Genomic DNA, 18,628 nt, shown 5'->3' with positions numbered 1-18,628 from the left:
ACCGGACCCCCGGCTCAGCCGAGCTCGTCGCGCTGCGCCGTCCTCCGGTGCAGCGGCAGGATTCCGACGTGGTAGGCGAGGGCGACGGCATGGGCGCGGTCGTGGGCCCCGAGGCGCCGCCGGATCTCGCGGACGTGGGTGCGCACCGTCGTCACCGCGACGTCCAGGCTCCGCGCGATGCCCTCGTCGTTGCGGCCCTCCGCCACGAGGGCGAGGGTCTGGCGCTGCCGCGAGGTGAGCACATCGGACCCGGACGGGCGCCGGCCCGGCACGGCGAGGGCGAGCACGAGCTCGGGATCGACGTAGCAGCCGGACAGTGGAGCCTGCAGGATCGCCCGGAACATCCTCGCCGCGTCGGTCTCCCTGCTGAGCAGGCAGTGCGCCCCGGCCGCCCGCGCCACCCGCACGGAGGCGGGGGTGTGGTCGCGTTCGCGGAACAGGATCGCCACCCGCAGCCGGGGGTGGGCGGTGACGAGCTCCTCCGCCAGCGCGCTGCGCGGGTCGATCGCGCTGTCGAGCAGCACCACGTGCGGACGGCAGGTGCGCACGGTGTCGCGGATGACGTCGGGGTGGTCGGTGCCGCCCGCCCACTCCAGGCCGATCGTGCGCTGCACGACCGTGCGCAGGCCCTCGCGGAACACGGGGGTGGCGTCCGCGGCCAGCACCCGGTGGACGACGGCGCAGGTCGGCGTCACAGGAGTCCGCCAACCCGGTGCGCGTCCCCTGGGTTCGGGCCGGCCGGTGGTGCACTGGGCGGAAAGTCGATCATGGTGGTGCCGTTCGGGTAGTTCCGTGCTGGGCTGAATGGGGGGAACTCGAAGTAAGGGCTACATGACTGTAGCAGTAACAATCACGAGCCGCGCGCTGGCGACGCACCGTGCGAACTGCGCGTTCAGCCCTCGTGGCGGGGCAGTTCCGGGAGCGGGAAGTCCGGGTCCAGCTCGACCCCGATCGCCCGCAGGGCCACGTCGAGCGAGCCCCACGCCCAGCCGGTCAGGTGCTCGACCAGGCCGTCGCGGTCGAGCAGCGGATCGGGGGAGGTCACCCACCGCAGGGCCGCCGTCTCGACCATGCCGATCAGCCCGAACGCGAGCGGGTCGACGACGCGCGCGTCCCCGCCGAGCAGGACCACGTAGGAGCCGAGCAGCTCCCGCAGCTGCTCGCCGACGCGCAGGCGCACCGCGGCGGCCGGTTGCTGCTCGGCCAGGGACCGGGAGACCAGGTACCGGTAGAGGTGGTCGTTGCCCGCCAACCACGCCACGTAGGTGCGCACGATCCGGCCGATGATCTCGCGTGCGCTGCCGCTGGGGTGGCGCATGGTCGGGGCCAGCTCGCCGACCAGCAGCTCGCCGATCCGGCGGGCGACCGCGTCGTGGAGGTCGTCCGCGTCGGCGAAGTGCCGGTACAGGGTGGGGCGGGCGATGGCCGCGCGGTCGGTGATCTGCTCGGTCGACACCTGCGGCCCGTGCTCGGCGATGGCGAGCAGTGCGGCCGCCACGACCTCGGCGCGGCGGGTCTCGCGTTGTCCCGCCCAGCGCGCGGCTCGTCCGTCCACAGTGTGACCCCGCCCGTCCTCGTCGGTGCGTCCGACCCCGGTGTATTGAACCCACACGCGGTGGAGGTCAACAACCGGCTCGGGCGGCCGGGTGACACGTTCGGGGGATTGCTCCGGCGGTGCCGGGTGGCACCGTGCACCGTGGACAGGACCCCGCGCTCCCCGACCGGAGCCGGGCCGCGTCCTGACCGCGCACGGAGAGGACCCCATGACCGCCGACCCGTCCGAGCTCGCCACCCGGCTGCTGCGGCTGCACACCGACCCCGAACTGCTCACCGTGGTCAACGTGTGGGACGTCATCACCGCCAAGGTCGTCGCCGACGTCCCGGGCACGAAGGCGCTGGCGACCGCCAGCCACTCGATCGCCGCGAGCCGCGGCTACCCCGACGGCGAGCAGATCCCGGTCGAGGAGATGATCGCCGAGGTCGGGCGCATCACCGCCGCCACGGCGCTGCCGGTCACCGCCGACCTCGAAGCCGGCTACGGCGACCCCGGCGACACCGTGCGCCGCGCCATCGCCGCCGGTGCGGCCGGGGCCAACCTCGAGGACCAGCTCAAGCCGCTGCCCGAGGCCGTGAAGGCCGTGCAGGCGGCGATCGGTGCCGCGCAGGCGGAAGGCGTCCACGACTTCGTGCTCAACGCGCGCACGGACGCGTTCGTGAAGGCGGGCGGGCGCGACCCGGCCGAGGTGCTCGCCGACGCGATCGAGCGCGGCCGCGCGTTCCTCGACGCCGGCGCGCCGGTGGTGTTCGTGCCGGGCAGGCTCGACGAGGACCAGGTGGGCGCGCTGGTCGAGGCGTTCGGCCCGCAGCGGCTGACCCTGATCGGCATCCCCGGCATCCCGCCGCTGGCGCGCCTGCAGGAGCTGGGCGTGGCGCGGGTGTCGTACGGGCCGCTGTCGCAGCAGGTCGCCCTGACCGCGCTGGCGGAGCTGGTCGAGTCGGTGCACCGCGGCGGCGGTGTCCCGGAGGGCACGCGTCCGCTCAACTAGCCTGCTGGTCCTTTGTGGAGTCGAAAGATTCCACAAAGGACCAGCGGTCAGGCGGTGATGTGCCGGACGACCGCGGCGAGGTTCTGCTCGTGCGGCCGCGCGGTGTCCACCGACAGCGCTTCTCCCCGCCAGGAGGGGAAGTCCGCCAGCCGCCGCCGCACGTCGGACCAGTCGCCGGCGTCGTGCCAGCCGGGAATCGCGCGGCTGCGGCCCTCGAGCCGGCCGCGGTGCGCCTCCGGGTCCGAGCAGTGGCACACGACGGCGCGGAACTGCGCCCCGGCACCGCGTGCGAGGCTGCGCCAGCGGTCCCTGGTCGCCACGTCCTCGGTGGGGTGGTCCAGGACGACCGACTGCCCCGCGCCCAGTTGCCGCAGGGCGAGCGTGGTCAGCTGCTCCTCGGCCATCGCCAGTGCGTCCTCGAAGTGGTACCCGCCGAACGGGGTCAGCGCGCCCAGCAGCCAGTCGGTGGCGAAGACCGGGATCCCCAGCGCGGCCCCCGCCGCGTCGGCCAGGGTGCTCTTGCCGCTGCCGGGCACCCCGGAGAACACGACGAGCCGGGCGGCGGGAGCCGGCGGCAGGTCGTGGCCGGTGAAGTCGGCCGGCAGTCGTGGGGTCAGGCCGGCCGGCACGAGCCCCGCCACCCACGTCGAGGCGATCCGGTGCGGCGCGGGCTCGACGACGCAGGTGACGACGTCGACGCTGCCGTCGTGGCAGCGCAGGCGCGCCCGCGCGGTGGTCTCGGCGACGTCGAGCCCGACCACGGTGACCGGCGCGTAGGAGGCCGCGCGGGCACGGGTGACCTCGACGTACTTCCCGGGCGCGATGAACGCGGCGAACGCCTCCGCGAGCACGTCGGCCGCGTCGGCTCCCCAGCCGGGGCTGCCGTCCAGGCCGTCGAGGACCCACTCCAGTCGCGTCAGGGCGGGACTCGGGGCGAAACGGAGCACTTGTCCTCCCGGCGAGGTGGTGAAGACGAACCGGTCGAGCTTATCGCGGCAAATGGCACTCGAATCCACGTCGCATCGAATTTCGCAACACCCGCCGCCGTCGAATTTCAGCCGGAATTCGAACCGATCGGGTAGGTTGTCCCGAACGTTTCACCGGAGGCGTTTCAAACATGGTCACCCTGTTGGTCGAACAGGGTGACCAATACCCTTGTGCGGTGGGAACGACTTGGTGTGAGGTGTCCGCGTGACCGAGTCAGACAGCGCGCCCGACGTGGCCGAACTGGCACGCGAATGGGTGGCTGATCTCAGGGTCCCAGGCCGGTCGGCGGCGGAGCAGGAGGAATTGCTCGCCGATCGGCTGACCGAGCTGCTGCGGGAACGCGACCATTCCGGAACGGATGCGCGGCGCCGGTTCGACGCGTTCTTCGAAGCGTGCCCGGCGGCCGCCGCGATCACCGACACGACCGGAACCGTCGTGACCGCGAATCCCGTTTTCGCGGATCTCGCCGCGGCGGCCGAAGTCGGTGCGCCCACCGGGTTCGGAATCGGCGACCTGGCCGCCGCGGAACCGAGCCGCCGGCTGCTGGCCGACGCGCTCGCGCAGGTGCGGTCCCGGCCCGGCCACGTCGCGCACGGCGAGGTGGAGATCAGCGTCGCGGACGCCCTGAGCAGGACGGTCCGGGTGTCGGCCACCGCGCTGCCGGGTGCCGGCGCGGCGGTCCTGTTCCTGCTCGAGGACGTGCAGGAGCTCCGGCAGCTGCAGGAGACGTTCCGGCACCAGACCCTGCACGACTCGCTGACCGGGCTGCCCAACGAGGCCTACCTGCGGTCCAAGGTCGAGAGCATGGTCGCCGCCGCGGGCGCGGGCGAGCAGGTCGCCCTGCTGTTCCTCGACCTCGACGGGTTCGGCGTCATCAACGACGGACTCGGCCCCGAAGTGGCGAACCTGGTGCTGCGCGCGGTCGCGGGCACCCTTCGCCTGGTCTTCGCCGGCGAGGGGATCTTCCTCGCCCGGCTGTTCCGCGACGAGTTCGCGGTGGCGATGTGCGGGCCGCTCACGCACCAGTCCGTCGTGGCGCAGGTCGAGGAGATGATCAGGAAGCTCGCCGAGCCCGTCTACCACGGCACGGCCGGTGTCGGCGTCAGCGCGAGCGTGGGGATCGTCGTCGCGGACGCGGCCGGCACGGACCACCGCTCGCTGCTGCGGTCCGCCGAGGTCGCGCTGCACCGCGCCAAGGAGCTCGGCAAGTCGCAGTGGGTGCTCTTCGACCCCGAGACGGACCGGGCGGCGCGCGACCGGTACTTCCTGGCGGCGTCGCTGGCGGGCGCGATCGAGACCGGCGAGGTCGGCATCGTCTACCAGCCCCAGGTCGTGCTGCCCGACGCACCGGTCATCACCTCGCTGAAGGCCTGCCTGAGCTGGTCGCACCCGCAGGCGGGCCGGCTGCGCGCGGACGAGGTGTACGCGCTCGCGGAGCTCACCGGGATGACGGTGCCGCTGGGCCGCCACCTGCTGGCGGAGGCGGTGGAGACCGCCGCCGACTGGCGGGACCGCTTCGGCGACGGGGCACCGGTGGTGTGCCTGAACCTGCCCCAGCGGATGGCGATCGACGCGGACCTCGTCGGCATCGTGCGCGGCGAGCTCGCACGGCACGGCCTGGACGCGCGGCGGCTGATGCTGTGCACCAACAGCGCCTCTCTGCTCGACGTGCGCGGCGACCTCAAGGAGTCGATCGGCGTGCTGGCGCGGCTCGGCGTCGTGTTCATCCTGGACGTGGCGGGACTGCCCGACCTCGAACTGGTCTCCTCGCTCGACCTGCCGGTGCCCGGCGCGATGCTCGTCGGGCCGGTGGTGGCCGCGGTCGCCGGCGACGACCCGCCGGAGTGGGCGCTGCGCCAGGTGCGGCACCTGGTCGGGCGCGCGGACGAGCTCGGCGTCAAGGTCGGCGCCCACGGGGTCGCCTCGCAGGCGCACGCGGACCGGTTGTTCTCGCTGGGTGTCGTCGTCGCGGCGGGACCGTACCTCGACGAGTACGCGACCCAGCAGGACGCCGAGGTCTGGGTGGGCCGGGTCTTCTCCCCGGGCTGAGCGGCGCCGCTGAAGCGACTCTGAAGATCCGCGTGAGGTCTGGTCACATCGCGGCGCCGGCACCAACACTGTCGGTCATGGTGCAACTGGACGAACGCGCCGCGGTGAGGAGGCTGCACGACCGGATCGGAGTGGGGCCGCGACCCGGCGATCTCGACCGCCCGTACGACGTCGCGCTCGACGCCCTGCTGTCCGGGGGTGCCGCCGGCGTGGCGGCGCCGCAGCCCGCCAGCCCTCCCCGCCCGGCCAAGGGCGACAACCAGGCCAAGAAGGACGCGGCACGTCAGCGATCGGACGACGAGCACGCGCTCGCGGTGTGGTGGCTCGACCGCATGGTCACCACCGACAGCCCGGCCGCCGAACGCATGACGTGGTTCTGGCACGGGCACTTCGCCACCAGCGAGCAGAAGGTGCGCTCGCCCCGGTTGATGCTGGCGCAGAACGAGACGTTCCGGCGGCTCGGCCTCGGGCCGTTCGCGGACCTGGCCCAGGCCCTCGTCGTCGACCCGGCGATGCTCGTCTGGCTCGACGGCAACGACAACCGCGTCGGGGCGGCCAACGAGAACCTCGCCCGCGAGCTGATGGAGCTGTTCACCCTGGGGATCGGGCACTACGACGAGGTCGACGTGCGGGAGGCCGCGCGTTCGCTGACCGGCTGGACCGTGCGCGCGGACTCGGGCAAGGCGGAGCTCGTGGCCAAACGCCGTGACAACGGCGCGAAGAGAGTGTTCGGCAAGACCGACCGGTACACGGCGCAGTCGTTGATGACGCTCATCCTGGACCGGCCGGAGAGCCCGGAGTTCGTGGCGGGCCGGATGTGGTTCCGGCTCGTGTCCGGGCAGCCGCCCGCCGCCGACGTCCTCGCCCGGCTGGTCACGGCGTTCCGGCGGGACACCGGCTCGTTCCTGCGCGCGCTCGCCTCCGAGCCCGCGTTCCGCGACTCCGCGAACGTGCTGGTGAAGCAACCCGTCGACTGGGCCGTGGGCCTGATGCGCGCGCTCGGCGTCAAACCGCGCGACCTGACCAGGAAACAGGCCGACACCGTGCTGCGCTCGTTGCGCGGCCTCGGCCAGGTGCCGTTCCGGCCCCCGAGCGTCGGCGGCTGGCCCGCGGGAGGGGCGTGGCTCACCACGGCCGCGTGGCCCTCCCGGCTCGACCTCGCGAAGCTCGTCGCGGAACGCGCGGACCTCGAGACCTCCCTGGGCGGCGCGGACAAGGTCGGGGGAGTGCGGCGCCTGCTGGGCGTCGACTCCTGGTCCGACCGGACCAGGGCGGCGCTGGAGAAGGTCGCCGGCAACCCCGTCCAGCTCGTCGTCGTCGCGGCGAACGCCCCCGAGTACGTAGTGAGCAGGTGAGATCGTGGACACCTTGACCCGACGCCGATTCCTCACGTTGTCCGGTGTCACCGCCGCCGGCGCCCTCGCGTTCGGCGCCACGAAGGTGAACTGGGACGACCTCATGAGCGCCGCCGCCGACACCCCGCTCGACCCGAGTCAGGGCGTGCTGGTCGTCGTCACGCTCTACGGCGGCAACGACGGCCTCAACACCGTCGTCCCGGCCGAGGACCGCGCCTACCAGGACGCCCGCCCCGACCTGGCCTACCGGCCCGACGAGGTGCTCGGCCTGGGCGAGGGGCTCGGCCTCAACCCCGGCATGAAGGGCCTCAAGCAGCTCTGGGACGAGCAGGGCCTCGCCATCGTGCGCGGGGTCGGCTACGCCCAGCCCGACCACAGCCACTTCCGCTCGATGGCGATCTGGCAGACCGCCTCCCCGCGCACGTCGGTGCCGTCGGGCTGGCTGGGCCGCTGGCTCGACGAGACGGCGGGCGACGACCCGTTGCGCGCGCTGTCCGTGGAACCGCTGCTGCCGCCGCTGCTCGCCGGCGAACGCACCGCGGCGGCGTCGTTCCCGCTCAACGGCCTGAAGCTGCCGTCCGGCCCGCTCGGTGACGCCTTCACCGCGCTGGGGCGACCGGTCGAGGGGGAGGAGCAGTGGCAGGCGCGCGTCGCCCGGTCCATCGCCGACGTCCGGCACACCGCCACGACCCTCACCGGCAACCCGGCCGGCGGGCAGATCCCGAGCGACGACCCGGACGAGCAGCGCGACAAGGGGTCCTCCGCCGGCGGTGGGGGAGCGCTCGGCGCCCAGCTCGACGTGGTCGCCCGCCTGATCGAGGCCGGAGCGCCGTGCCGGGTCTACTCCGCCTCGCTCGGCGGGTTCGACACGCACTCCGACGAACGCGCCACCCAGCAGCGGCTGCTGTCCGAACTGGACGGTGCGCTGACCCCGTTCGTCCGCAGGGTCGGGAAACGGGCCACCGTGCTGGTCTACTCCGAGTTCGGCAGGCGGGTGCGCGCCAACGCGAGCGACGGCACCGACCACGGCACGGCGGGGCCGGTGTTCCTGCTCGGCGCGAACGTCCGCGGCGGGTTCCACGGCGCGCAGCCGAGCCTCACCGACCTCGACGACGGCGACCTCAAGCAGACCACCGACTTCCGCGACGTCTACGCCACCCTGCTCGACCGCGTGCTCGGCACCGAGCCCGGCCGGGTGCTGAAGGACCACACCGGCCAGGTGCAGGGCCTGTTCACCTGACGAGCCGAGTCCGGTCCCGAGGAATATCGGCAGGTCTGTCCTGGGTACTCTCGGGCAGCCTGACGAAAGGACACGGGTGGACGCCTCGTCGAAGGTCGGTAAGCCTGCTCGCGCACTGCTGGCCGCCGCGGAGGCGTTCCGCGCCGAAGCCGCCGGTGTGCGCGCCGAACCCGGGCGGCTGCTGGCGCTCGCCACCGAGCAGTTCCAGGCGGTGCTGCGCGCGCTGGTGGCGGAGCGGCTCGCGGCCATGCCGGTGGACAAGCTCCGCGACACCACGGCGAACCTGCGGCTCAGCACGCTGAAGGACGCCGGGTACCGCACGGTCGCGGACGTCGCGCGGGCGCGCCCGGAGCAGCTCGACGGCGTCCCCGGCGTCGGGAGGCAGTCGGCCGAGCAGATCGTGCGGGCCGCGCGGGCCCTCGCCGAGGGCGTCGCGCGCGACACGACCGTCCGGCTGAACCCGGACCGCGCCGACCACGGCCAGACCGAGCTGCTGCAGCTGATGTCCAAGCTGCGCAGGGCGAACCAGCTCGTCGGCCCGCTCGGCGAGGCGATCGGGGACGTGCTGGGCCGGGTCGACGCCGACGTGCGCGCCGCCACCCGCGCCTGGAGCCGGCTGCGGATGTTCTTCTCCTCACCGCGCAAGCGCCGGTCGGCCCTCGACTCGCTCGGCCGGCTCGAGAGCCTGCTGGCCAGCCGCGACGTGGCGGCGTTGCGCGCGGTCGGCACGCAGCTGCGCGTGCCGGACCTCGACCACCGCGCCCTGTGGCGCGACTACGAGCTCGACGCGGCCGCCTACAACACGCTGCTGGCCGACCTCTCCGGTACCGGGGCGGCGCCGGATCGCAGTGCCGCCAAGGGGTTCGTCCCCGCCGACATCGAGCACGAGGTCGACGCGACCACGCTCGACACCAGCCGGCTGAAGGTGTCGCTGCGCGGCTACCAGGTGTTCGGGGCCAAGTTCGCGCTCGCCCGCAAACGCGTGATCATCGGCGACGAGATGGGGCTGGGCAAGACGATCGAGGCCATCGCGGTGATGGCGAGCCTCGCCGCGCAGGGCCGGCGCGGGTTCCTGGTGATCTGCCCGGCGAGCGTCGTCGTCAACTGGGTCAACGAGATCGCCCGGCACAGCGACCTCGTGCCGCACCGCCTGCACGGTGCCGGCCGCGACGGCGCGGTCGGGGAGTGGCTGGCGCAGGGCGGCGTCGGCGTGACCACGTTCGGCACGCTGCCGAAACTGGTGCTGCCCAAGAAGTTCCGCCCGACGCTGGTCGTGGTCGACGAGGCGCACTACGTGAAGAACCCGGACACGCAGCGCTCCCGGGCCGTGAACGGGGTCGTGCAGCGCGCGGAACGGGCGGTGCTGCTCACCGGCACGCCGATGGAGAACCGCGTCGAGGAGTTCCGCAACCTGGTCGCCTACCTCCAGCCCGGCGTGGCGGCCCGCACGGGCTCGATCGACGCCGTGGTGGGGGCGAAGGCGTTCCGCCGCGTCGTCGCGCCGGTGTACCTGCGGCGCAACCAGGAGGACGTGCTGGGGGAGCTGCCGGAGCTGCTCGAGGTGGAGGACTGGGTCGAGTTCGGCAAGCAGGACCGGGGCGCCTACCTCGACGCCGTGCGCGCGGGGAACCTGATGGCGATGCGCCGCGCGGCCTACACCCCGGCCACGGCGCAGGGCTCGGCGAAGCTGGCGCGCCTGCTGGAGATCGTCGAGGAGTCGAGGGACAACGGCTGGAAGGTCGTGGTGTTCTCCTACTTCCACGACGTGCTCGACGCGGTGGCGGCCCAGACCGGGGTCACCGGGGCCGAGGTCTCCGGCACCGAGGTCTTCGGCCCGCTGACCGGCGCGACGTCCGCGCAGGGCCGGCAGGAGATGGTGGACGCGTTCACCGCCCGCGAGGGCCACGCGGTGCTGCTGGCCCAGATCGAGGCGGGCGGCGTGGGCCTCAACATCCAGGCGGCCTCCGTGGTGATCATCACCGAGCCGCAGTGGAAGCCCAGCACCGAGGACCAGGCGATCGCCCGGTGCCACCGGATGGGCCAGGTCCGCAAGGTCCACGTGCACCGGCTGCTGGTCAAGGACAGCGTGGACGCGCGGGTGCAGGAGATTCGCTACCACAAGACCCTGCTGTTCGACCACTACGCCCGCGAGAGCGACACGAAGCACTCGCACGCGAGCGCGCTGGACTCGGCGATGTCGGTGGAGCAGCAGGTCGTGAAGGCGGAACAGCAGCGTCTCGGTCTCTGAGGAAATCGAGACCCGCCAGGCCAGTTTCCTCCTCTGGCGCACCGCTGTGCGCGTTCGTCCGACTGGTACGGTGACCGTGGAACCGCTCCCCGTTCTGGGGACACGCGAAGGGTCTGCGACGAAGTGATCGATCCTGGTAGTTCTTCTTCGGCGACCCGGGAGTTCGGTCCGTACCGCCTGGAGTCGCTGCTGGGCCGCGGCGGCATGGGCGAGGTCTACCGCGCCTACGACACGGTCAGGGAGCGCACCGTCGCCCTGAAGATCCTGCCGGCGGGCCTGGCCTCCGACATGGGCTACCAGGCGCGGTTCCGGCGCGAGTCCCGGGTGGTGGCCCGCCTGCGCGAGCCGCACATCATCCCGATCCACGACTTCGGCGAGATCAACGGCCAGCTGTTCATCGACATGCGGCTGGTCGACGGCGCCGACCTCGGCACCCTCCTGCGCCGGGAGGGGCCGCTCGACCCGGCCCGCGCGGTGCACATCGTCGGGCAGATCGGGTCCGCGCTCGACGCCGCGCACGCCGAGAACCTGATCCACCGCGACGTCAAGCCCTCCAACGTGATCGTGCTCGGCGCGGGCGCCGACGAGTTCGCCTACCTCATCGACTTCGGCATCGCCCACAACTCGCTCGAGACCACCACCGGCGACGCCGCGCTCGGCAGCCCCGCCTACACCGCGCCCGAGCGGCTGCAACCCGTTCCGACCGGGGACGCCTTCCAGAAGCCGGTGGACGTCTACGCCCTCGGGTGCGTGCTCCACGAGCTGCTCACCGGGCAGATGCCGTTCCCGCTCGAGAACAACATGGCGATCATGTTCGCCCACCTCCAGACCCCGCCGCCGCGCCCCAGCGCCCTGCGGCCCGGCCTCCCGCCGGGACTCGACGTCGTGGTCACCCGCGCGCTGGCCAAGGACCCCCAGCACCGCTTCCCGACCGCCGGCGCGCTGGCCACGGCCGCCCGGACCGCCGTGACCGAACCGCGTCCGTCCGTTCAGATCAGCGCTCCGGACGCCGAAGCGACTATGAGGTTGCAACGATCGGACGCCTCGACGACCGGTCCGCGCCGCACAAGCGTGATGCCGGACCACGCCCAGTTCCCGCCGCCCCGGCCTCCGGCGGCCCCGGCCCGGCCGCCCGGCCGGTGGCGCGGCTGGGTGCTCACGGCCCTCGTCCTGATCGCCCTGGCCGCGGCGGGCGTCATCGTGTACCCGTACGTGAAGTCGACGTCGTCGACCGCCTCCACGTCGTCCAGCTCCCCGAAGCCGAGCCCCTCGCAGCCCGTCGTCACCACGACCACGACCTCCAGCGCGCCGAAACCGGCTGTGCAGACGACGACCCGCGTGCTGACGATCCCCGCCGGCGGCCCGCTGTTCGGCAACGACGAGGCGCAGCAGAAGGGACCGGCCATCTGCGAGCAGGTGGGCGGCAAGTTCAACGTCGCGTGGTTCACCCCGGGGCAGACCGAGGGCGAGTACAGCATGGTGACGTGCGCGTTCGTGTTCGAGCCCACCACCGAGCGCGTGCTGGACATCGACGCCGGCGGTGTCATCGATGACGAGGACGACGCGCGGGCCAAGGCGCCGGGCATCTGCGCGAAAGCCGGCGGCACGTGGAACCGCGAGTGGCGCGACGTGGTGGCGGACAAGTACAGCGTCGTGAACTGCACGATCACGTTCTGAGGCGGGGAAGGGACTCCACAGTGGACTCGGTGTCCTCGTGGAGGTCTTGTGAAGGTTTCACCCCGAACCGCTCGACCGGTGGCATGCTCGACGGCATGAGACATGGGGGCAAGTTCCTTGCAGTGACAGCGGTTCTGGCCGGCGCGCTCGCGAGCACACCGGCCGTGCAGGCGGCGGAGGACCCGGACTGCGCCGCCGGAGTGCGGTTCACCTCGGACCACGGCGAGGCTGCCACGGGGTTGCGCGTGTTGTCCGTCGAGGTCACCAACTGCGGTGCGGAACCGTTGCAGCTCAACGGCTATCCGCAGGTGAGCCTGTTCGACCGGGACTACCTGCCGCTCGACGTCGAGGTCGTCGACGGAGCTCGTGGCGTGTCGATCATGCCCGGCTTCAGCGACCCGCCGCAACCGATCACCGTGCTGCCGGGGGAGACGGCCGCCACGGAGTTCGTGTGGCACAACTGGAAGACGACGCTGGACCCGTCCCAGGTCGCCGACCACGTCGAACTGGCGACCTCCCCCGGTGCCACCCGGCAACCGCTGGTCGCCCTGCCGCCGCTCGGGAACATCCACCTCGACTTCGGCACCACGGGAAAGCTGGGCGTCCGCGCCTGGTACCGCTAACGGGCGTCGCTGAGCCGGGACGCGCGCAGCAGTTCGAGCTGCTCGGCGCCCGTGGTGCCCTGGGCCGCCGTGTAGGTGACGATGCGCAGGTCGACCCCCGGCACCGTCAGCACGTCGCAGTCGAGCGTGACGTCACCCAGCTCGGGATGGCCGATCGTCTTGACGTCACCGGTGAGCTGCTCGATGCTCGCCACCGTCCACAGCTCGCCGAAGAAGGGCGAGGCGGCGCGCAACCCGGCCACGAGCGCCGCCAGTTCCGCGTCGGCCGGATACCGCGACACGGTCTCCCGCAGGTCGGCGACGATCGCGGTCTCGAACGCGTACGGCCCGGCCGTGGACGTGACCGGCCGCAGGTGCCGGCGACCCTCGCCCGTGCCGAAGAGGGCACGGGCGAGGTTGCGCTCGGCCACCGGCAGCGCGGACGGATCACCGTGCAGCGCCGTCCACGTGTCGTTCCACCACAACAGACTCCAGTCGGCGGAGAACACCCCGATCGGAAGATCGCCGAGCCGGTCGGCCAGCCGCCGGATGCTGTGCGGCACGTGCGTCCCGACGGTGCGGTCACGCGGCGCCAGCAGACCGGCGGCCCGGAAGAGCTGGTCCCGTTCGGCGGGGGACAACCGCAGCGCACGGGTGAGGGCCGACACCACCTGGGCGGAGGGGTTTGGTCGCCCGCCCCTGCTCCAGCCGCAGGACGTACTCGAGGGACAACCCCGCCAGCTCGGCGAGCTCCTCCCGCCGCAGCCCGGGAGCCCGCCGCCGCCCGGACCGCGCGTAGCCGGCGTCGGCGGGGTCGAGCCGATCCCGCCACCCGCGCACCAAAGCACCGAAACCCAAGTCGCTCACCCCTGCATGATCGCACCGGGAGCGCCCTGCACCACGGTGACCATCCGGGCGAGCGCGGCCCGCATGTACCGCGCCCACAGCGGTTTGAACGGCCCGGCCACGATCCACCGCCGCCCCGGCAACGGCCGGAATTCGTAGGTCCACCGGACCGACGTGCCGTCCCCGTCGGGCAGGAACGACCACTCGCCGCGCACCCCGGACACCAGCCGGGCCAGCACGTTGGTGAACCCGCTCAGCTCGTAGGCGAACCCGTACCCGTCGACGACCTCGGTGAGCCGCTCATCGGCCTTCGAGCCGTCGGTGAACCAGGTCTGGCGCGAGGTCCCGGGCTCGTCCCAGGGACCGGTCTGGCCGCGCACCTCGGCCACGCCGGGGAAGGGCCCCCAGGGCTGGAACACCGCGGCGAGGTCGACGGGAACGATGACCCGGTGGGTGTGGGCGGGGCTGGTGGTGGTGCGGGCGAAGACGGTGATCGGAACGCTGTTTGTCGTCATGGGACGAGCATCGCTGGCCGGGCCCGGCGCAGGCAGTCACCTGTCAGTACACACCCTCGCGCCGAACGGCACCGGTGCGGCGGGTTCGGCCCGTGCGTCGGCGTACTCCACACGTGACGGACTTTCCACCAGAGGTCGAAGCTCACCACAGGCGGCTGGCAGCGCAACGAAGCTGGCCCCAGGAGACCGAGGCTGCGTTCCGCGCGAGCGTGGCGCGGTACCGGGCGCTGGACGAGAGTTCGCAGCCCCGTCAGCACTACGAGTACGTGGACCACGAGGGCCTGGTCGATGAGGGAAGCCGCTGGCTGTGGGAGACCGTCGCCGTCGGCGACGAGACCGTGGCGGTCAAGCAGATAGTGATGGACTCGTCCGGCACTCACCGCTACTGGTGGCGGCTGCTGGAGGACGACGCGGGCGGACTCACGGACCAGCCTCTCGACCTGGCCGGACCCGGCCTCTCACCTGTTCCCCGGTCCACGTTCTACCTGCTGTGGAACGGCAGCGCCGACGCCGGTGGCGGAGCATGATGGTCGGATGCAGAGGTTCTCGAACGACGACGCCGGTTACCAGCGCTGGCTGGCGGCACATCCGGACCTGTACGTGCTGAACACCGAACGCACCCCGCGGCCGTCCTACCTGGTCCTGCACCGGGCGACCTGCCGCACCATCACCGGCACCCCCGCGCGAGGCCGCCAGTGGACCGCGGAATACCTCAAGGTGTGCGGTTCCCGGGCCGAGCTCGAAACCTTCGCACTGAACGAAGTCGGTGGGGCAGCCCAAGCCTGCGGCTTGTGCGCTCGTTGATCCGCGCAATCAGACATTCGACTGACCATTAGTGCGCTATCCGGGTGTTCAGGCCCCTGGAACGACTCCAACCTCGCACCGCAAGACAATGCTGAAGAGCGTGACGCTCCTGTGGGTACTGGTTGCCGTAGTCGGAATCGCGCTGTCGGGTGTCCTGGTAACCAGGAAGCGCACAAAAGAAGGAAAAGCTGCGGACATTCCGCCACCGGTGCAGCCTGCGCAGGTGGTACGGCGACCAAGCCCCGCCAAGGTGCCTCCGCCTCCCGTGGACGTCGAAGTGATCAGCGACCGGGTGCGGGTGACGGCGAACGCCACCGGGCTGAGCGTCTACCGGAAACAAGGCAGTACCTGGGTGGATCCCAAGACAGTGGCGTGGAACGACCTCGTCGACGCGGAATTCACGGTCGGCACCTTCGACTCCGTACCCGCTCTGTGGGCGAGCACGAAGTCTCCCAAGCGTATGCACCTGGTGGACTCGCGACTGTTGAGCGACCAGCAATGGCGCGAGGTCAAGGCCGCTGTCGCCGCGTGGACCTCGGGGCGCGTCGACATCGATCTTTCCCGGCGAGACGATCCCCCTTCGATCACGGACTTCTGAAGCGTTCGACGTCGCGTTCCATGACGAAGAGCACTCCGTCCGACTCCACTAGAGTCGGGGGAATGGAGCGCAGCCAGCCTCCTCTGTGGGCGGGACGCGTGGCCGCCCTGCTCGGCATCGCGCTGCTGGCACTCACCCTGCGTCAGGCGGTCGCCGCCGTCTCGCCGATCCTCGGTGACATCCGGGTGGACATCCCGATCTCGAACATCGGCGTCGGACTGCTCGGCACGTTGCCGCCGGTCCTGCTGGCCGTGTTCGGGTTCATCGCCCCGTACGTCGCCCGCCGCCTTGGCCTCGGCGGCGGCATCGTGCTGGCGCTGCTCCTGCTCACGGCCGGGCATCTCGTGCGCGCGTTCGCCCCGGGCTTCGGGGTGCTGCTTGCCGGCAGTGTCGTCGCGCTCGCCGGGACCGGCATCGGCAACGTGCTGCTGCCGCCGGTCGTGCGGCGGTACTTCCCCGACCGCATTGCGCTGCTGACCGCCGTGTACGGCTGCATCGTGGGTGTGAGCACGGCCGTGCCCGCCGCGGTCGTCGCACCGGTGGCCGAACAGGTGGGCTGGCGCATCTCGCTCGGCATGTGGGCGGTGAATTCGGTGGTCGCTCTCGTCCCGTGGATCGTCGTCCTCGCCCGGAATCCGAGAACCACCGCGACCGTCGAGTCCCGGCCCTCCGCCGTCGTCACGGGGCTGTGGCGGTCGCGGGTGGCGGTGTCGGTCACCGTGCTGTTCTCGACCAGCACCATCTGCACCTACGCGGCTTTCGCGTGGCTGCCCGAGATCCTCGGCGACATCGCCGGCAGCACGCCGACCGAAGCCGGTGTGCTGCTCGCCGTCACCGGCCTCATCAGCGTGCCCGGTGCGCTCGTCGTGCCGCTGGTCGTCGCGCGGGTGCGCAACGTCGGCCGGCTGATCGCCGTCGGCACCGCCTGCTTCGTGCTCGGCTACCTCGGGCTGCTCCTCGCGCCGGCCACGCTCACGCTGGTCTGGGTGCTGCTCATCGGGTCCGGGTCGATCCTGTTCCCGATCTGCCTCGTGCTCATCAACGACCGCACCCGCACGCACGGCGGCACCGTCGCGCTGAGCGGGTTCGCCCAGGGGATCGCCTACGCGCTCGGCGCGCTCGGGCCCCTTCTCGTCGGGCTGCTGCGCGACGTGAGCGGCGGGTGGACGCTGCCGTTGCTGTTCCTGCTCGCGGTCATCCTCCTGACGGCCGTTCCGGCCGTCACGCTCGCGAAGCCCGCCTTCGTCGAGGACGAGCTCCTCACGAGCGGCGCAGGCCGTCCAGCACCAGGGTGATGACGTCGTCGACCTCGGTCCGCCAGCCGGGCCGGCTGTGTGCGGCGCCGATGCCGTGCAGCACCATCATCACCGCACCGGCGTGCACGTCGGAGCGGATGGAGCCCTCCTCCGCGGCGGCCTCCACCAGTTCGCCGACGGCCTGTTCCACGGCCAGGCCGCCTTCGGCGAGCACGTCCGACCGGGTCGCCATGATCGTGGCCAGCGTGCGGGCGAGGCCCTCGTGGGTCTTCATGTGGCTGGCCAGGTCGCGCAGGAAGGTGGCCAGGGCCTCGCCGGCGGGCAGCGTGGCGCGCAGGTGGTGGGCGCGGGCGCAGAGCGTGGCCACCTCCTCGTGGTAGACCGCCTCGGCCAGGGCCTCACGGGTGGGGAAGTGGCGGTACAGCGTCCCCGCGCCGACTCCCGCGAGGCGGGCGAAGTCGTCGAACCGGAGGTCGAAGAACCCGCCGTCGTCGAACGTCCTGCGGGCGGCGGCGAGCAGGGCCTCGCGGTTGCGCCGGGCGTCGGCGCGCAGCGGCTTGCCGTCGAACATCGGGTCCCTCCTCGTTGACAAGCGGAGATCATCTCCATATTTTCGGAAGTGGAGACAATCTCCAGTTGAGCGTACCGCCGCGAGGTGGCGCTTCGCGCGACGACACGCGTCGCGCCGGAAGGAAGTCATGACCTCAGCTCGGCAGCACGAGTTCCCGCTCGCCCGCACGTGCCCGTTCTCGCCACCGCCGGAGTACGCGCGGATCCGCGAGGAGGACCCGGTCACGCGGGTCCGGTTGCCCGGCGGCGGGTGGGCCTGGGCGGTCAGCCGCCACGAGGACGTGCGGACGGTGCTGAACGACCGCCGCTTCAGCGCCGACCGGCAGCACCCGCGCTTTCCCGCCCTGGTCGCGGGAGAGGCGTCCACCCGGCAGCCGGAGCGCGAACGCACGCTGATCGAGATGGACGCGCCGGAGCACGGACCGGCGCGCAAGGCGGTGCTCGGCGAGTTCACCGTGCGCCGGATGGAGGCGCTGAGGCCGCGGATCCAGGAGATCGTCGACGACCGCGTCGACGCGCTGCTGGCCGGGCCGAAACCCGCGGACCTGGTCGAGGCGGTGGCGCTGCCGGTGCCGTCGCTGGTGATCTGCGAACTGCTCGGCGTGCCCTACGCCGACCACGCGTTCTTCCAGGACAACACCTCCAGGCTGATCAGCCGCACGACCTCCCCGCAGGACCGGCAGGCGGCGGTCGTCGCCCTGCAGGGCTACCTGCACGACCTCGTCGCGGAGAAGGAGCGGGACCTGCCGGACGACCTGCTCGGCCGGCAGGTCGTCAAGCTCCGCGAGGCGGGCACCTACCGGCGGTCCTCCCTCGCCGCGATGGGGTTCCTGCTGCTGGTCGCGGGCCACGAGACGACGGCCAACATGATCTCGCTGGCCACCGTCGCGTTCCTGGACAACCCCGACCAGCTCGGGATCATCGGGAACGATCCCGGCAAGACGCTGGGCGCGGTCGAGGAGGTGTTGCGGTACTTCACGATCGTCGACGCGGGCACCGCGCGGCTGTGCGTCGAGGACGTGGAGGTCGGCGGGCAGCTCATCAGGGCGGGTGAGGGCGTGCTGGCCCTGGGGTTGTCGGCCAACCGCGACCCGCGGGTGTTCCCGGACGCGGACCGGCTGGACGTCGAACGCGGCGCGCGCCACCACCTCGCGTTCGGGTTCGGCCCGCACCAGTGCCTCGGTCAGAACCTCGCCCGGCTGGAGCTGCAGATCGTCTTCGACACCCTGTTCCGGCGCGTCCCCTCGCTCGCGCTGGCCACCGGGGTCGGCGAGCTCCCGTTCAAGCACGACGCCGCCATCTACGGCCTCCACCAGCTGCCGGTCACCTGGTAGC

General features: G+C 72.2%; 18 protein-coding genes. 12 read left to right on the top strand and 6 right to left on the bottom strand.

Annotated elements, in window-relative coordinates:
- Positions 1-14: 14 nt before the first annotated feature.
- Together ACFWGZ_RS17745 and ACFWGZ_RS17740 are read right to left on the bottom strand one after the other, a co-directional pair.
- Entirely contained in the window at positions 15-695 is a 681-nt protein-coding gene (locus tag ACFWGZ_RS17745) for a DNA-binding response regulator (RefSeq protein ID WP_382452597.1), read from the bottom strand.
- Between the two features lie 197 nt (positions 696-892).
- Entirely contained in the window at positions 893-1,555 is a 663-nt protein-coding gene (locus ACFWGZ_RS17740; RefSeq protein WP_382452596.1) for a TetR/AcrR family transcriptional regulator, read from the bottom strand.
- Positions 1,556-1,763: 208 nt separating this feature from the next.
- Between ACFWGZ_RS17740 and ACFWGZ_RS17735 the strand changes: the two genes are divergently transcribed.
- Positions 1,764-2,546 carry an isocitrate lyase/phosphoenolpyruvate mutase family protein gene (locus tag ACFWGZ_RS17735; protein WP_382452595.1) on the top strand — a complete coding sequence of 261 codons (783 nt, stop codon included), beginning with the start codon at positions 1,764-1,766 and terminating at the stop codon, positions 2,544-2,546.
- Between the two features lie 47 nt (positions 2,547-2,593).
- Here the strand turns inward: ACFWGZ_RS17735 and ACFWGZ_RS17730 are convergent, their stop codons facing one another.
- Positions 2,594-3,493, bottom strand: a complete 900-nt coding sequence (locus ACFWGZ_RS17730) for an AAA family ATPase (RefSeq protein WP_382452594.1) — start codon at positions 3,491-3,493, stop codon at positions 2,594-2,596.
- 244 nt (positions 3,494-3,737) lie between these two features.
- Between ACFWGZ_RS17730 and ACFWGZ_RS17725 the strand changes: the two genes are divergently transcribed.
- The 6 genes from ACFWGZ_RS17725 to ACFWGZ_RS17700 all read left to right on the top strand — a co-directional run bounded on the left by ACFWGZ_RS17725 (position 3,738) and on the right by ACFWGZ_RS17700 (position 12,725).
- Positions 3,738-5,582, top strand: a complete 1,845-nt coding sequence (locus ACFWGZ_RS17725) for a diguanylate cyclase domain-containing protein (RefSeq protein ID WP_382452593.1) — start codon at positions 3,738-3,740, stop codon at positions 5,580-5,582.
- A gap of 77 nt (positions 5,583-5,659) precedes the next feature.
- Positions 5,660-6,937 (top strand): DUF1800 family protein, encoded by a 1,278-nt coding sequence (locus ACFWGZ_RS17720; RefSeq protein ID WP_382452592.1) that lies wholly within the window; start codon positions 5,660-5,662, stop codon positions 6,935-6,937.
- Positions 6,938-6,941: 4 nt separating this feature from the next.
- On the top strand, positions 6,942-8,177 hold the full coding sequence (locus ACFWGZ_RS17715; protein ID WP_382452591.1) for a DUF1501 domain-containing protein: 1,236 nt from the start codon (positions 6,942-6,944) through the stop codon (positions 8,175-8,177).
- A gap of 76 nt (positions 8,178-8,253) precedes the next feature.
- Positions 8,254-10,425: a DEAD/DEAH box helicase gene (locus tag ACFWGZ_RS17710; RefSeq protein WP_382452590.1), complete on the top strand. Its 2,172-nt coding sequence runs from the start codon at positions 8,254-8,256 to the stop codon at positions 10,423-10,425.
- Between the two features lie 123 nt (positions 10,426-10,548).
- Entirely contained in the window at positions 10,549-12,102 is a 1,554-nt protein-coding gene (locus ACFWGZ_RS17705) for a serine/threonine-protein kinase (protein WP_382452589.1), read from the top strand.
- 122 nt (positions 12,103-12,224) lie between these two features.
- Positions 12,225-12,725, top strand: a complete 501-nt coding sequence (locus tag ACFWGZ_RS17700; protein WP_382452588.1) for a DUF4232 domain-containing protein — start codon at positions 12,225-12,227, stop codon at positions 12,723-12,725.
- On the opposite strand, the gene ACFWGZ_RS17695 is transcribed toward ACFWGZ_RS17700, so the two are convergent.
- Positions 12,722-13,372 carry a transcriptional regulator gene (locus ACFWGZ_RS17695; protein WP_382452587.1) on the bottom strand — a complete coding sequence of 217 codons (651 nt, stop codon included), beginning with the start codon at positions 13,370-13,372 and terminating at the stop codon, positions 12,722-12,724. The two genes, ACFWGZ_RS17700 and ACFWGZ_RS17695, sit on opposite strands and share 4 nt — an antisense overlap.
- 195 nt (positions 13,373-13,567) lie before the next feature.
- Positions 13,568-14,065, bottom strand: a complete 498-nt coding sequence (locus ACFWGZ_RS17690) for an SRPBCC family protein (protein WP_382452586.1) — start codon at positions 14,063-14,065, stop codon at positions 13,568-13,570.
- A gap of 209 nt (positions 14,066-14,274) precedes the next feature.
- On the opposite strand from ACFWGZ_RS17690, the gene ACFWGZ_RS17685 reads away from it, so the two are divergent.
- From ACFWGZ_RS17685 to ACFWGZ_RS17670, 4 genes are all read left to right on the top strand, one after another.
- Positions 14,275-14,592 carry a hypothetical protein gene (locus ACFWGZ_RS17685; protein WP_382452585.1) on the top strand — a complete coding sequence of 106 codons (318 nt, stop codon included), beginning with the start codon at positions 14,275-14,277 and terminating at the stop codon, positions 14,590-14,592.
- 7 nt (positions 14,593-14,599) lie between these two features.
- Positions 14,600-14,869 carry a hypothetical protein gene (locus ACFWGZ_RS17680; protein ID WP_382452584.1) on the top strand — a complete coding sequence of 90 codons (270 nt, stop codon included), beginning with the start codon at positions 14,600-14,602 and terminating at the stop codon, positions 14,867-14,869.
- Positions 14,870-15,134: 265 nt separating this feature from the next.
- Positions 15,135-15,467 (top strand): hypothetical protein, encoded by a 333-nt coding sequence (locus ACFWGZ_RS17675; RefSeq protein ID WP_382452583.1) that lies wholly within the window; start codon positions 15,135-15,137, stop codon positions 15,465-15,467.
- Positions 15,468-15,529: 62 nt separating this feature from the next.
- On the top strand, positions 15,530-16,762 hold the full coding sequence (locus tag ACFWGZ_RS17670; protein WP_382452582.1) for a CynX/NimT family MFS transporter: 1,233 nt from the start codon (positions 15,530-15,532) through the stop codon (positions 16,760-16,762).
- Here ACFWGZ_RS17670 and ACFWGZ_RS17665 read toward each other — a convergent pair.
- Positions 16,728-17,294 carry a TetR/AcrR family transcriptional regulator gene (locus ACFWGZ_RS17665; RefSeq protein WP_382452581.1) on the bottom strand — a complete coding sequence of 189 codons (567 nt, stop codon included), beginning with the start codon at positions 17,292-17,294 and terminating at the stop codon, positions 16,728-16,730. The genes ACFWGZ_RS17670 and ACFWGZ_RS17665 overlap by 35 nt on opposite strands.
- Positions 17,295-17,421: 127 nt before the next feature.
- Between ACFWGZ_RS17665 and ACFWGZ_RS17660 the strand changes: the two genes are divergently transcribed.
- Complete coding sequence (locus ACFWGZ_RS17660; RefSeq protein WP_382452580.1) at positions 17,422-18,627, top strand: cytochrome P450; 1,206 nt, start codon at positions 17,422-17,424, stop codon at positions 18,625-18,627.
- Position 18,628: the final 1 nt, after the last annotated feature.

The organism is Lentzea sp. NPDC060358, assembly GCF_042725365.1.
Classification (GTDB): domain Bacteria; phylum Actinomycetota; class Actinomycetes; order Mycobacteriales; family Pseudonocardiaceae; genus Lentzea.
This window is presented reverse-complemented; position numbering and strand designations above follow the sequence as displayed.

What these genes read in the sequence shown, in the direction of transcription:
- ACFWGZ_RS17720 (WP_382452592.1), top strand. Translation starts at nt 5,660, where the DNA reads ATGGTGCAACTGGACGAACGCGCCGCGGTGAGGAGGCTGCACGACCGG.
- ACFWGZ_RS17670 (WP_382452582.1), top strand. Translation starts at nt 15,530, where the DNA reads ATGGAGCGCAGCCAGCCTCCTCTGTGGGCGGGACGCGTGGCCGCCCTG.
- ACFWGZ_RS17665 (WP_382452581.1), bottom strand. Translation starts at nt 17,294, where the DNA reads ATGTTCGACGGCAAGCCGCTGCGCGCCGACGCCCGGCGCAACCGCGAG.
- ACFWGZ_RS17660 (WP_382452580.1), top strand. Translation starts at nt 17,422, where the DNA reads ATGACCTCAGCTCGGCAGCACGAGTTCCCGCTCGCCCGCACGTGCCCG.
- ACFWGZ_RS17735 (WP_382452595.1), top strand. Translation starts at nt 1,764, where the DNA reads ATGACCGCCGACCCGTCCGAGCTCGCCACCCGGCTGCTGCGGCTGCAC.
- ACFWGZ_RS17680 (WP_382452584.1), top strand. Translation starts at nt 14,600, where the DNA reads ATGCAGAGGTTCTCGAACGACGACGCCGGTTACCAGCGCTGGCTGGCG.
- ACFWGZ_RS17690 (WP_382452586.1), bottom strand. Translation starts at nt 14,065, where the DNA reads ATGACGACAAACAGCGTTCCGATCACCGTCTTCGCCCGCACCACCACC.